The sequence below is a fragment of the Actinomadura flavalba DSM 45200 genome (genome assembly GCF_000374305.1).
Lineage (GTDB): Bacteria > Actinomycetota > Actinomycetes > Streptosporangiales > Streptosporangiaceae > Spirillospora > Spirillospora flavalba.
Window position 1 is genome coordinate 19,026 of the sequence record NZ_KB894104.1, and the last position, 12,526, is coordinate 31,551.

11 protein-coding genes are annotated in these 12,526 nt (G+C 73.3%); 1 reads left to right on the plus strand and 10 read right to left on the minus strand.

Features of this window, described 5'->3' with window-relative positions:
- Window positions 1-69: 69 nt before the first annotated feature.
- The 3 genes from C229_RS0127250 to nadD form a co-directional block, all read right to left on the minus strand.
- On the minus strand, window positions 70-741 hold the full coding sequence (locus C229_RS0127250) for a histidine phosphatase family protein (RefSeq protein ID WP_018658297.1): 672 nt from the start codon (window positions 739-741) through the stop codon (window positions 70-72).
- Window positions 734-1,135 (minus strand): ribosome silencing factor, encoded by a 402-nt coding sequence (gene rsfS / locus C229_RS0127255; RefSeq protein ID WP_018658298.1) that lies wholly within the window; start codon window positions 1,133-1,135, stop codon window positions 734-736. Before rsfS ends, C229_RS0127250 begins: the two co-directional genes overlap by 8 nt.
- 157 nt (window positions 1,136-1,292) lie before the next feature.
- A complete protein-coding gene (nadD, locus tag C229_RS0127260; RefSeq protein WP_155885083.1) occupies window positions 1,293-1,883 on the minus strand; it encodes a nicotinate-nucleotide adenylyltransferase in 591 nt (196 codons plus the stop codon).
- Between the two features lie 96 nt (window positions 1,884-1,979).
- Between nadD and C229_RS0127265 the strand changes: the two genes are divergently transcribed.
- Window positions 1,980-3,029 carry a M48 family metallopeptidase gene (locus C229_RS0127265; protein ID WP_018658300.1) on the plus strand — a complete coding sequence of 350 codons (1,050 nt, stop codon included), beginning with the start codon at window positions 1,980-1,982 and terminating at the stop codon, window positions 3,027-3,029.
- A 60-nt stretch (window positions 3,030-3,089) separates the two neighbouring features.
- Here C229_RS0127265 and C229_RS0127270 read toward each other — a convergent pair whose 3' ends face one another.
- The 7 genes from C229_RS0127270 to C229_RS0127300 form a co-directional block, all read right to left on the minus strand.
- Entirely contained in the window at window positions 3,090-4,847 is a 1,758-nt protein-coding gene (locus C229_RS0127270) for a TIGR03767 family metallophosphoesterase (protein ID WP_033424851.1), read from the minus strand.
- 53 nt (window positions 4,848-4,900) lie between these two features.
- On the minus strand, window positions 4,901-6,163 hold the full coding sequence (locus C229_RS0127275) for a glutamate-5-semialdehyde dehydrogenase (RefSeq protein ID WP_018658302.1): 1,263 nt from the start codon (window positions 6,161-6,163) through the stop codon (window positions 4,901-4,903).
- An 8-nt stretch (window positions 6,164-6,171) separates the two neighbouring features.
- Window positions 6,172-7,281, minus strand: a complete 1,110-nt coding sequence (gene proB / locus C229_RS0127280; protein ID WP_018658303.1) for a glutamate 5-kinase — start codon at window positions 7,279-7,281, stop codon at window positions 6,172-6,174.
- A 33-nt stretch (window positions 7,282-7,314) separates the two neighbouring features.
- On the minus strand, window positions 7,315-8,718 hold the full coding sequence (gene obgE / locus C229_RS0127285) for a GTPase ObgE (protein ID WP_033424852.1): 1,404 nt from the start codon (window positions 8,716-8,718) through the stop codon (window positions 7,315-7,317).
- 94 nt (window positions 8,719-8,812) lie between these two features.
- The gene (gene rpmA / locus C229_RS0127290) at window positions 8,813-9,070 is read right to left on the minus strand and encodes a 50S ribosomal protein L27 (RefSeq protein WP_018658305.1); all 258 of its coding nucleotides are present in this window, start codon (window positions 9,068-9,070) and stop codon (window positions 8,813-8,815) included.
- Window positions 9,071-9,082: 12 nt separating this feature from the next.
- Entirely contained in the window at window positions 9,083-9,400 is a 318-nt protein-coding gene (gene rplU, locus C229_RS0127295; protein ID WP_026314205.1) for a 50S ribosomal protein L21, read from the minus strand.
- A gap of 282 nt (window positions 9,401-9,682) precedes the next feature.
- Complete coding sequence (locus tag C229_RS0127300) at window positions 9,683-12,499, minus strand: Rne/Rng family ribonuclease (RefSeq protein ID WP_033424862.1); 2,817 nt, start codon at window positions 12,497-12,499, stop codon at window positions 9,683-9,685.
- Between the last annotated feature and the right edge of the window lie 27 nt (window positions 12,500-12,526).

The following is a 12,526-nucleotide window of genomic DNA, read 5'->3' on the forward strand; positions in this document are numbered from 1 at the left end:
CCGCTGCGTGGACGTGCATCCCGCAGCGTTCGGTCAGTCTAGCGGAGTTCGGGGGTGGGCTCGAACGGGTTAGGCGCCGTTCTCGGTGCGGTCGTCGCCGAGGACGGGTTCGGGGAGGGTGCCGGCGTTGTGCTCGACGAGGCGCCAGCCGCCGTCGCGCATCTCGGCGAGGACGGACCAGCAGCAGTTGGACAGGCCGCCGAAGCGTTCCCAGATGTTCTCGGGGATGCCGAGGAGGTGGGACATGCCGAGCCGGAGGGCGGCGCCGTGGGACGCGACGACGAGGAGGCCGGTGGGCGGCAGGTCGTCGACGGCTCGGTCGAGGGCGGCGCCGACGCGTTTGGCGACCTGGGCGCTGGTCTCGCCGCCGGGCGGCTGCCAGATGGCGTGCTCGGCGGGGTAGCGGGCGCGGATCTCGGGGCCGGTGAGCCCTTCCCATGCGCCGCCGTCGCGTTCGATGAGGTCGGCGTCGTGGGTGACGGTGAGGCCGGTGCGGGCGGCGAGGGCGTCGGCGGTGTCGGCGGCGCGCTGGAGCGGGGAGGCCAGGATCGCGGTGGGGCGCAGCGCGGCGAGCAGCGACGCGGCGCGTTCGGCCTGTTCGACGCCGACCTCGTCCAGCGGGATGTCGGTCTTGCCCTGGAAGCGGTTCTCGACGTTCCAGGCGGTGCGGCCGTGCCGCCACAGGACGAGGCGGCGCTTGCCGGGTTCGCGGGCGGGCCGCTCGTTGACCGCGTCACTCACCGGAGCTCCCCACGGGCGCGTTGTGGATGTTGACGTGCTCGGGCAGCTCGATGAGCGGGCAGTCCTTCCAGAGCCGTTCGAGCGCGTAGTAGACGCGGTCGTCCTGGTGCTGGACGTGCACGATGATGTCGGCGTAGTCGAGCAGGACCCAGCGTCCCTCGCGTTCGCCCTCGCGGCGGACGGGTTTGGCGTCGGCCTCTTCGCGGAGCCGCTTCTCGATCTCGTCGACGATGCCGCGGACCTGGCGGTCGTTGGAGGCGGAGCAGAGGACGAACGCGTCGGTGATGACGAGCTGGTCGCTCACGTCGTAGGCAAGGATGTCGTCGGCCAGCTTGTCGCCCGCCGCCTCGGCGGCGATCTGGACGAGCTGCGCCGCCCTGTCGGATGCGGTCACGGTGCTCTCGCGGTCCTCCCGGTCGGGGTCGTGTCCCGGGTCAAGCTTCTCACGGACACCCGCCGCCCGACCGGTTCGCCGGAGATGAGGTGCGCCGCCGGGAAGCCGCTCCGGGCGCTGTACCCCTCCAGGGTAGGCGGCGGGCGGCGGTGCGGCGTCAGGCGCTGTAGAGGGCGCGTTTGCCGATGTACTGCACGATGCCGTCGGGGACGAGATACCAGATGGGCTCGTCGGCGCGGACGCGGTCGCGGCACTCGGTGGACGAGATCGCCAGCGCGGGAACTTCCATGAGGCTGACGCGGCCGCTGGGCAGGCCGGGGTCGGCGAGGCGGTGGCCGGGCCGGGTGACGCCGACGAAGTGGGCGAGCCCGAACAGTTCGTCGGTGTCGTGCCAGCCGAGCATCTTCTCCAGCGCGTCGGCGCCGGTGATGAAGAACAGGTCGGTGCCGGGGCCGTGGAGTTCGCGCATGTCGCGCAGGGTGTCGCGGGTGTAGGTGGGGCCGGGCCGGTCGATGTCGATGCGGCTGACGGAGAAGCGCGGGTTGGACGCGGTGGCGATGACGGCCATGAGGTAGCGGTCCTCGGCGGAGGTGGTCCGCCGGTCCTTGTGGGACGAGACCCCGGTCGGCACGAACACGACCTCGTCGAGGTCGAAGACGTGCGCGACCTCGCTGGCCGCGACCAGGTGCCCGTGGTGGATGGGGTCGAACGTCCCGCCCATGATCCCGAGCCGCCGCTTTTGCGTCATGCCGACGAGAATAGTCAGCGCGCCGATCATCGGGGTCACCCGGGCTCCGGCCGGAACCTCCGGGCGTCCGCGTTCGTCACAACTAACATGTCTGATATGACGACGAACACTCCGGATCGAGCGCGCACCCGCTTTCCCGGGATCAGTTCCCGGGCCTACGAACACCCCGCGGACCGCTCGGCGCTGGTCGCGCTGCGCTCGCTGTCCGGCTTCGACGTCGTCCTGCGGCGGCTCTCCGGGCTGTTCAACGAGCGGGCGTTCCGCCTGATGTTCCTGGGCGGGTCGGTGCGGGCGGGCGAGAGCCAGTTCCGCAACCTGCACGACATGGTGCGCGACGCGTCCTACATCCTGGACATGCCGGACGTCCCCGAGCTGTACGTGAAGCAGAGCCCGGTCGCGAACGCGATGGCGATCGGGTCGGACAAGCCGTTCATCGTGGTCACGACGGGTCTGCTCGACCTGCACGACGACGAGGAGCTGCGGTTCATCATCGGGCACGAGGTGGGGCACATCCTGTCCGGCCACGTCGTCTACCAGACGATGATGCAGATCCTGGTGCAGCTCGGGTCGCGGCTGGCGTGGCTGCCGCTGGGCAACATCGGCATCGCGGCGATCATCATGGGCTTGCAGGAGTGGTTCCGCAAGGCCGAGCTCTCCTCGGACCGCGCGGGCCTGCTGGCCGGTCAGGACCTCGCGGCGGCCAAGCGCGTCATGATGAAGATGGCGGGCGGCACGCGGCTGTCGGAGATGAACGCCGAGGCGTTCCACGCGCAGGCCCGCGAGTACGACGCGGCGGGCGACGTCCGCGACGGCCTGCTGAAGTTCATGAACCTGCTGGGCCAGTCGCACCCGTTCGCGGTGATCCGGTTCGCCGAGATCGACAAGTGGGCGGCGAGCGGCGAGTACGCCCGCATCATGGCCGGGGACTACCCGCGCCGCGACGACGACTCGCGCGCGAAGGTCACCGACGAGGTCCGCAACGCGGCCCGCTCCTACAAGGACTCGTGGGAGCGCAGCGCCGACCCGTTCATCGGCAAGGTCCGCGACGTGGCCGACGCGGCGGCGGGCGCGGCGGGCGGCCTGTTCGACCGCTTCAACCGCCGGGGCGGCGACGGCGGCACGACGACGCGTCCGTCCGACAACTAGCACCGCACGACGAGAGGGCCGCCCCGGCGCCGGGGCGGCCCTCTCGTGCTCGTGCCGGGGTCAGAACGGCGCGGGCAGGATCAGCTCGACGTTGCGGTCCTCAAGTGTGCCGGGACGGTCCTCGCTGCGGTCCTGCCAGTCGTTGGCGGACAGTTCGCGGGACAGGGACGCCAGGTGGACGGGGTCTCCGAGACGTCCGCCGAAGGCGTCGGGGGCGGCGGAGTCCAGGACGGTCGCGAAGATCGAGAGGGTGCCGTCGGTGTTGTCGGCGATCTCGACGATGCGGCTCTGCTGCGGGAAGTCGATGTGGGCGGCGGTGTTGACCTCCCAGAACCCGCCCGGCCCGCCCTCCCGGCGGTGCGGGATGACCTCGTTGCGGTGGGTGTGGCCGTTGACCCACAGGACGACGTTCGGGAAGCGCAGCAGCAGCGCCTTGATCTCGTCGCCGAGGACGCGGTTCCCGCCGAGCGGGTTGCCGAGCGACCCGATGGGGTGGTGGCTGAACAGGACGAACAGCCGGTCCCGGACGTCGTGCCCGGCCGCCCCGCCGTTCGCGTCGAGGTAGCGGCGGCTGCCGGCCTTCAGTTCGGCCTCCAGCCACGCGAGCTGCCTCTTGTCCAGCGAGCCGTCGGAGTACCCGGCGGGGTTGACGGTGTCGAGGACGAGGCCGCGCATGACGCCCCGGTCGAACGCGTAGTAGGCGGTGCCGTCGCGCAGGTTGGCCTGGGTGAAGCCGTGGCCGCGCAGTTTCGCCGTCGTGGTGAAGTGCTCGCGGACGACCTCGGCGCGCGACAGGGTGCGGCGCCGCAGGTCCGGGGTGACCTGCCGGAACAGCCCGGCCGACCCGTTCTGTTCGCGGGCGAGCCGCACCAGCGCGCCGGGGTCCTTGCCGGTCAGGAGGTTCGCGACCTCCTTGGCCTGCCGGTCGCTGCCCGGTGCGCCGATCTTGATGCCGCCGGTGGCGAGGCCGCTGACGAGGGGGTTCGGCGGGATGAGGCCCTGCACGAGGCCGTCGTGGTTGCCGAACACGGCCAGCCACGGCGACTCCAGACCCGTCGCGGCGAAGGGCTTGCGGGCGGCGTCCAGAAGACCCTTGACGACGGGGAACCCGTGCTCGGTGAGCGCGACGTCGCGCTTGCCGCCGGGCGGCGGGCCGTCGGGGTGCCAGTAGCGGTCGTCGTAGACGGTGTGGTCCTGGACGCCCTCGAACCGGCGCGGGTCGCCGGAGTCGGGGGTGACGCGCTCGCCGTCGAGCAGGTCGATCACCCAGCGGACCTCGTTGTACTGGGCGTTGTCGGTGGTGTCGCCGGTGTTGATGGTGAAGGCGAGCGGCAGCCCGGTCGCGGGCCCGGCCCCGACGCGGTTCATGGCGCGGACCATGGCGTCGCCGACGTGGGTGCTCAGCGTCTCCTGCGGGCGCCACGCGCTGGAGAACGGCAGGAACGCGAGCACGTCGGTGAACCGGTCGGCCCACTCCAGCCGGGCGGGCGACTGGGCGTCGAGGACGTGCACGTCCGTCAGGTGCCCGAACGCGACCACGCCGCGGCGGCGCGCGGCGCGGGCGGGCGCGGCGACGCCGCCGAGGTCGTTCCGGACGATGTGGGGTTCGCCGGGCCCGCCGGTGATCAGGCGGTAGCCGCCCGCGCCGGGCGTGCCGAGGCGCAGCGTGCGGTCGAGGGTGGTCCCGGCGACGGGACCCTGGAGCGGGGGCGGCGCCGCCGTCGCGGGCCGCGTCGGCAGGAGGAGGCCGGTGGAGACGACCCCGGCGCCGAGCGCGGCTCCGCGCAGCACGCCGCGGCGGCTGATCTCTGCTGTCACAACGGTGAATCAGATCACAGCCACCTACGTGACAACAAGAGCCGGAATGTCACTTATTTGAGGTGTCCCTCTCCGGTCACCACGTATTTGGTGGACGTCAACTCCGGGAGGCCCATCGGGCCGCGCGCGTGGAGCTTCTGGGTCGAGATGCCGATCTCGGCGCCGAAGCCGAACTCCTCGCCGTCGGTGAAGCGCGTCGAGGCGTTGACCATGACGGCGGCGGAGTCGACCAGGGCGACGAACCGCTTGGCGGCGGGCTGCGACGTCGTCACGATCGCCTCGGTGTGCCCGGACCCGTACTCGCGGATGTGCGCCACGGCCTCGTCCAGCGAGCCGACGACGCGGGCGGCGATGTCCAGCGACAGGTACTCGGCGGCCCAGTCGTCGGCGGTCGCCGGAACGACGTCGTCGGCGGCGGCCGCGACGCGCTCGTCGCCGTGCACGGTGACGCCCTCGGCGCGCAGCGCGTCCAGCACGCGCGGCAGGAACGCGTCGGCCGCGTCGGCGTGCACGAGCAGCGTCTCGGCCGCGTTGCACACCGACGGACGCTGCGTCTTGGCGTTCACGACGATGTCGACGGCCATGTCCAGGTCGGCGGCGGCGTCCACGTAGACGGCGCAGTTCCCGACGCCGGTCTCGATGACCGGGACGGTCGACTCCTCCACCACCGAGGTGATCAGCGACGCGCCGCCGCGCGGGATCAGCACGTCCACCAGGCCGCGCGCCCGCATCAGGTGCCGGACCGACGCACGGCTCGTGCCGGGCACGAGCTGGATCGCGTCCGGCGGGACCGGCGTGCCGAGCAGCGCGCCCTGCATGACGCCGACGAGCACCGTGTTGGAGTCGATCGCCGACGACGAGCCGCGCAGCAGCGCCACGTTGCCGCTCTTGAGGCACAGCGCGGCGGCGTCCACGGTGACGTTGGGGCGGCCCTCGTAGATGATGCCGACGACGCCGAGCGGCACCCGGATCTGCCGCAGGTCCAGGCCGTTGGGCAGCACGTTGCCGCGCACCGTCTCCCCCACCGGGTCGGGCAGCGCGGCGACCTTGCGGACGGCGTCGGCGATGGCCGCGATCCGCTCCGGCGTCAGGCTCAGCCGGTCGATCATGTACTCGGACGTGCCGGCCTCGCGGGCGCGGGCGACGTCGCCCTCGTTGGCCTTGACGATCTCGGGCGTCGCGGCGACCAGCGCGTCCGCGATCGCGTGCAGCGCGGCGTCCTTCACCGCGCGCGGCTGCGGCGCCAGCCCCGCCGCCGCCGCCCGGCCCCGCCGGGCCACCCGGAGGAAGTCGTCGCGCTCCTGCTCGTCCGTCATGACAGCTCCTATGTGAGGATCACCAGTTGGTCGCGGTGGATGATCTCGCGTTCGTACTCGGGGCCGAGTTCGCGGGCCAGCCAGCGGGTCGAGCGGCCCATGAGGTCGGGGATCTCGGCGGCGTCGTAGTTGACGAGGCCGCGCGCGACGACGCGTCCGTCCGCGCCGCACAGGTCGACGGGGTCGCCCGCGGCGAAGTCGCCCTGGACGCCCGTCACCCCGGCGGGCAGCAGCGACTTGCCGCGCTGCACGACCGCCTCGACGGCGCCCGCGTCGAGCAGGACGCGGCCGTGGCCGGTGGTGGCGTGCGCCAGCCACAGGTGGCGGCCGGACCGCAGCCGCGCCGTCTGCGGGTGGAACAGCGTGCCGACGGGCTCGCCCGCGAGGGCGCGGGCGGCGGACGCGGCGTCGGTCAGCACGACCGGCAGGCCCGCGATGCGCGCCGCCTCGACCTTGGTGACCATGCCGCCGGTGCCGACCCGCCCGGACCGGCCCAGCTCGATCCCGGCCAGGTCGGCGGGGGTGCGGACCTCGTCCACGCGCCGGGCGCCCGGCTTGCGGGGATCGCCGGTGTAGAGGGCGTCCACGTCGGACAGCAGGACGACGGCGTCGGCGCGGGTCAGGTGCGCGACGAGCGCGGCCAGCCGGTCGTTGTCACCGAAGCGGATCTCGTCGGTGGCGACCGTGTCGTTCTCGTTGACGATCGGAACGACGCCGAGCGCGAGGAGCTGCGCCAGCGTGCGCTGCGCGTTGCGGTGGTGCGACCGGCGCATCATGTCGTCGGCCGTCAGCAGCACCTGCCCGACCGTCAGCCCGTACCGGGCGAACGACGCGGTGTACCGGGCGAACAGCAGGCCCTGCCCGACGCTCGCGGCGGCCTGCTGCGTGGCCAGGTCGGACGGGCGCCGGGCCAGCCCGAGCGGGCCGAGCCCCGCCGCGATGGCGCCGGACGAGACGAAGACGATCTCCGTCCCGGCGGCGCGGCGCGCGGCGAGCACGTCGACGAGCGCGTCGATGCGGTCCCCGTCGATGGTGCCCTGCGGGGTCGTCAGCGACGACGAGCCCGCCTTCACCACCAGGCGCCGCGCCTTCTCGATCTCGGTACGGGTCTCGCTCACGAGGATTCCTCTAGGGGGAGGTGCGGACGCGGGTCAGCGGTGCCGGTCCAGCCGGCGGTCGGTGCCGCGCGGTCCGGTGCCGCCCTCGGCGTCGTCCTCGCCGTCGGGCTGCCAGTCGAAGACGACGGCGTCGTCGGGGGTGCCGATGAGGACGGTGGCGCCCGCGCTGGCGCCCGCCTTGGCCAGGGCGTCCTCGACGCCGATCCGGGCGAGCCGGTCGGCGAGGAACCCGACGGCCTCCTCGTTGGCGAAGTCGGTCTGGCGCAGCCAGCGGACCGGCTTGACGCCGGTGATGAGGTAGGTGTTCTCCCCCATCGTCTTGATCTCGAAGTCGGCGTCGCCGCCGACCGGCGCCGGGCGCAGCACGATGCGGGTGGGCTCGGCGGGCGGCAGCGACGCGCGGTACTCGGTGACCATCTCGGCCATCGCGAACGACAGCTCGCGCAGGCCCTCGTGGCTGGCGGCCGACACCTCGAACACCTTCAGCCCGCGCTGCTCGAACTCGCCGCGGACCATGTCGGCCAGCTCGCGTCCGTCCGGGACGTCCACCTTGTTCAGGACGACGATGCGGGGCCGGTCCGACAGGGGCCGGTCACCGAGGACGCGGTCGTAGGCGCGCAGCTCCTTCTCGATGACCTCGAAGTCGCTGACGGGGTCGCGGCCGGGCTCCATCGTCGCGCAGTCCAGGACGTGCGCGAGCGTGGAGGACCGCTCGATGTGCCGCAGGAACTCCAGGCCGAGGCCGCGGCCCTCGCTGGCGCCCTCGATGAGGCCGGGGACGTCCGCGACGGTGAACGTGGTGTCGCCCGCGCTGACGACGCCGAGGTTGGGGACCAGCGTCGTGAACGGGTAGGCGGCGATCTTCGGCTTGGCGGCCGACAGCGCCGCGATCAGCGACGACTTGCCCGCGCTGGGGAACCCGACGAGTGCCACGTCGGCGACGCTCTTCAGCTCCAGCACGACGTCGAGTTCGAGGCCGGGCTCACCGAGCAGCGCGAAACCGGGCGCCTTGCGCTTGGCCGAGGCCAGCGCGGCGTTCCCGAGCCCGCCCTTGCCGCCCTCCGCGACGACGTAGCGGGTGCCCTCACCGACGAGGTCGGCCAGGACCTCGCCGTGGGCGTCCTTGACGACGGTGCCGTCCGGCACGGGCAGCACGACGTCGGCGCCGTCGGCGCCGGTGCGGTGCCCGCCCTGGCCGGGCTTGCCGTTGCCGCCGCGCCGGTGCGGGCGCCGGTGGTACTCCAGCAGGCTCGCCGCGTTGGAGTCGACCTCCAGGACGACGTTCCCGCCGCGCCCGCCGTTGGCGCCGTCCGGCCCGCCGAGCGGCTTGAACTTCTCCCGGTGGACCGAGGCGCACCCGTTGCCGCCGTTGCCCGCCGCGACGTGCAGCACCACGCGGTCCACGAACTGCGCGCCCGATCCGGCTCCTGCGGCCACGATCCCGTCCTCTCGATTGACTGCCCCGCCGAAACAGAGCAAAGGGGGCGGACCAGGTGGTCCGCCCCCTTGTACAAGTACTGCTACGGCGGAATTACTCCGCCGGCGGGATGATGCTCACGGCGTTGCGGCCGCGGTAGCGGCCGAACTGCACGGTGCCCGCGATCAGCGCGAACAGGGTGTCGTCACCGCCGCGGCCGACGCCGGGGCCGGGGTGGTGGTGCGTGCCGCGCTGGCGGATGAGGATCTCGCCGGCGTTGACGCGCTGGCCGCCGAACCGCTTGACGCCGAGACGCTGGGCATTGGAGTCGCGGCCGTTACGGCTGGACGATGCGCCCTTCTTGTGTGCCATGGTCCGCTCCCCTTACTTCTTGCCGGACTTGATACCGGTGATCTTGACCTCGGTGTACGGCTGGCGGTGACCCATCCGCCGCTTGTACCCGGTCTTGTTCCGGTAGTGCATGATGTTGATCTTCGGGCCCTTGACGGCACCGATGATCTCGGCGGTGATCTCGAACTTCGCGAGATCGGCGGCCTTGCTGACGACGTTGTCGCCGTCGACGACCAGCAGCGCCTGGAGCTTCAGCGTGTCACCGGCCTCGCCGGTGAGCCGGTCGACGGTGAGGACGTCGCCCTCGGCCACCTTCTCCTGCCTGCCGCCTGCGCGGACAATCGCGTACACCGCGAAACCTCTCGTGTTGCGCGCGCTTCCGGAACGAACCGGCCCCGCACGTGGTTGACCCAGCCCTCGGCCGAGGGCCTACCCCCGGCACGCGGCCGAGGGCGGCACGCCGGCGGGAGACCCGCCGGCGCTCTCTGCTGTGGACCCCGCCTGACGGCGGGCACTGCACGCCCGGCCCGGGGACCGGGGGCACGTCTGCACGGCGCGTCACGACACGCCGACACCGAAGAATACCGGATGCCCCGGCCCGAACGCGAACCGCGCCCGGGCCGGGCACCGGGGCTACTCGACCGCGACCTGGTCGGCCGTCGCCGCCTGCTCGGTCTCCGCCGCGTCCGCGCCCGCCTTCGGCTTGGCCGGACGGCGCGACCGGCGGCGGCGCGGCGCGGGCTCCTCGGCGGTGTCCGCGCCGGAGCCGTTCAGGTCGGCCGGAACCGGCTCGTCGGCCGTGAGCGTGCCGGGCGCCGTGCCGCTGCTCTCCGCGACGGCCTCCTCGGCGTCCACGACCGCCTGCTGCGGGGCCGCCTCGTCGGAGTCGGGGTCGGGGCCGTCGCCGTTGCGCCCCGCCCTGCCCTGCCGGGAGACCTTCTCCTCCACGGCCTTCTCCACGTCGCCCTTGCGCTTGCGCTTGCGGCCGTTGCCCTCCTTGGCGGCGGGCTTCTCGGCGGATTCGACCGGGGTGAGCTGCACGTGGACGCCGCGGCCGTTGCAGCAGTCGCACGTCTCGGAGAACGCCTCCAGCAGGCCCTGCCCGACGCGCTTGCGCGTCATCTGCACGAGCCCGAGCGAGGTCACCTCGGCCACCTGGTGCTTGGTGCGGTCCCGCGACAGGCACTCCACCAGGCGGCGCAGCACCAGGTCGCGGTTGCTCTCCAACACCATGTCGATGAAGTCGACGACGATGATGCCGCCGATGTCGCGCAGCCGGAGCTGGCGGACGATCTCCTCGGCCGCCTCCAGGTTGTTGCGGGTGACCGTCTCCTCCAGGTTCCCGCCCTGCCCGGTGAACTTGCCGGTGTTGACGTCGATGACCGTCATCGCCTCGGTGCGGTCGATGACCAGCGAACCGCCCGACGGCAGCCACACCTTGCGCTCCAGCGCCTTGGCGATCTGCTCCTCGACGCGGAACGCCGCGAACGCGTCGGTGTCGCCGTCCCAGCGCTCGACCCGGTCCTCCAGGTGCGGCGCCACGTAGTGCACGTAGTCGGCGACGGTGTCCCACGCCTCGTCGCCCGAGACGACGAGCTTGGTGAAGTCCTCGTTGAAGATGTCGCGGATGACGCGGACGGTCAGGTCGGGCTCACCGTGCAGCAGCGACGGCGCGGACGCCGTCTTGACCTGCTTGCGGATGTTCTCCCACTGCGCCGACAGCCGCGTCACGTCGCGCGTCAGCTCCTCCTCGGTGGCGCCCTCGGCGGCCGTCCGCACGATCACCCCGGCGTTCTCCGGCATGATCTTCTTGAGGATCTGCTTGAGGCGGCTGCGCTCCTTGTCGGGCAGTTTGCGGCTGATGCCCGTCATCGAGCCGTCCGGCACGTACACCAGGTAGCGGCCCGGCAGCGAGATCTGGCTCGTCAGGCGCGCGCCCTTGTGGCCCAGCGGGTCCTTGGTGACCTGCACCAGCACCGACTGGCCCGACTTCAGCGCGACCTCGATCCGGCGCGGCTGGCCGACCAGGCCGGACGCGTCCCAGTTGACCTCGCCCGCGTACAGCACGGCGTTGCGGCCCTTGCCGATGTCGACGAACGCCGCCTCCATCGACGGCAGCACGTTCTGCACCTTGCCCAGGTACACGTTGCCGACGTACGACTGGTGCGTCGCGCGGTTGACGTAGTGCTCGACGAGGACGCCGTCCTCCAGCACCGCGATCTGCGTGCGCTCGCCCTGCTGGCGGACGACCATCTGCCGCTCGACCGACTCGCGGCGCGCCAGGAACTCGGCCTCGGTGATCACCGGCGGGCGGCGGCGGCCCTGCTCGCGGCCCTCGCGGCGGCGCTGCTTCTTGGCCTCCAGCCGGGTCGAGCCCCGGACGGACTGCACCTCGTCCTCGACGGCGCGGGCGTCGCGGACGTGCGTGACGGTGTTCGGCGGGTCGTCCTGGACGGTGCCGTCCTCGCCGCCGGAGCGGCGACGGCGGCGGCGCCGCCGACGGCTGCCGGTGCCCTCGTCGTCGGCGTCGTCGTCGGCCGCGCGGTCGGCCTTGTCCTTGGCGGACTCCTTCGCGGGCTCCTTGGCCTCCTTGGCCTTCGGCTGCTTGGATTTGGCGTCCTTGCCGGACTCCTTCTTGGCCTCGGCGGGCTCCTTCTTGGCCTGCCGGGAGCCCTGCTCGGCGTCGTCCTCGTCGCCGTAGTCGTCGGTGTCGCCGTCGCGGGCGGCGCGGCCCCGGCCGCGGCCGCCGCGGCGGCGGCGACGGCGGGCGGGACGGTCACCGGACTCGTCGTCGGTGTCGTCGTCGGCGGCGTCGTCGGTCTCCTCCGGCTCGGCGGCCGGTGCGGGGGCCGGACGCTCGCGGCGCGGCGGCGCGGCGGTGGGCTGCGGCGGCTGGAACACGACCATCGGCGGCTGGAACGTCGCGGCGGGGACGGCGGCGTCGTCCTCGCCGGGGGTGTCGGCGGCGGGCGCCTCCGGCTCGGCGGGCGCGGCGGTCTTGCGGCGCGAGCGGCTGCGCTTGGCGGGCGCCTCGGCGGGCTCGGCCGGCTCGGCGGCGGCCTCGGGCGCGGCGGACGTCTCGGCGGGCTCGGGCGGCGGACCGGCCGGACGCTTGCGGCTGCGGGCGCGCGGCGTCGACGTCACGACGGGCGGCGGCGCGGCGGCCTCGCCCGCGCTCTCGGCGGCGGCCTCCTCGGCGCCGTCGGACCCGGCGGCGGGCGCGGCCTTGCGCGACCGCGTCGCACGGGTGCGGGCGGGCTTGGCGGCGCGGGCGGCGTCCTCGTCCGGGGCGGGCGCCCCGGCGGCGTCGTCGACGTCCGGCGGCGGGCCCGCCGGGCGGCTCGCGCGGCGGCGCGGCGTGCGCACGACCGCGCCCCCGCCCGGTGCGGCGGCCGTCGCGGTGGCGTCCTCAGACGACTCGGTGGCCGATTCGGCCTCGTTCTCCAGCATGCGGGTGTCTCCCGTCAGGTTCCCGGG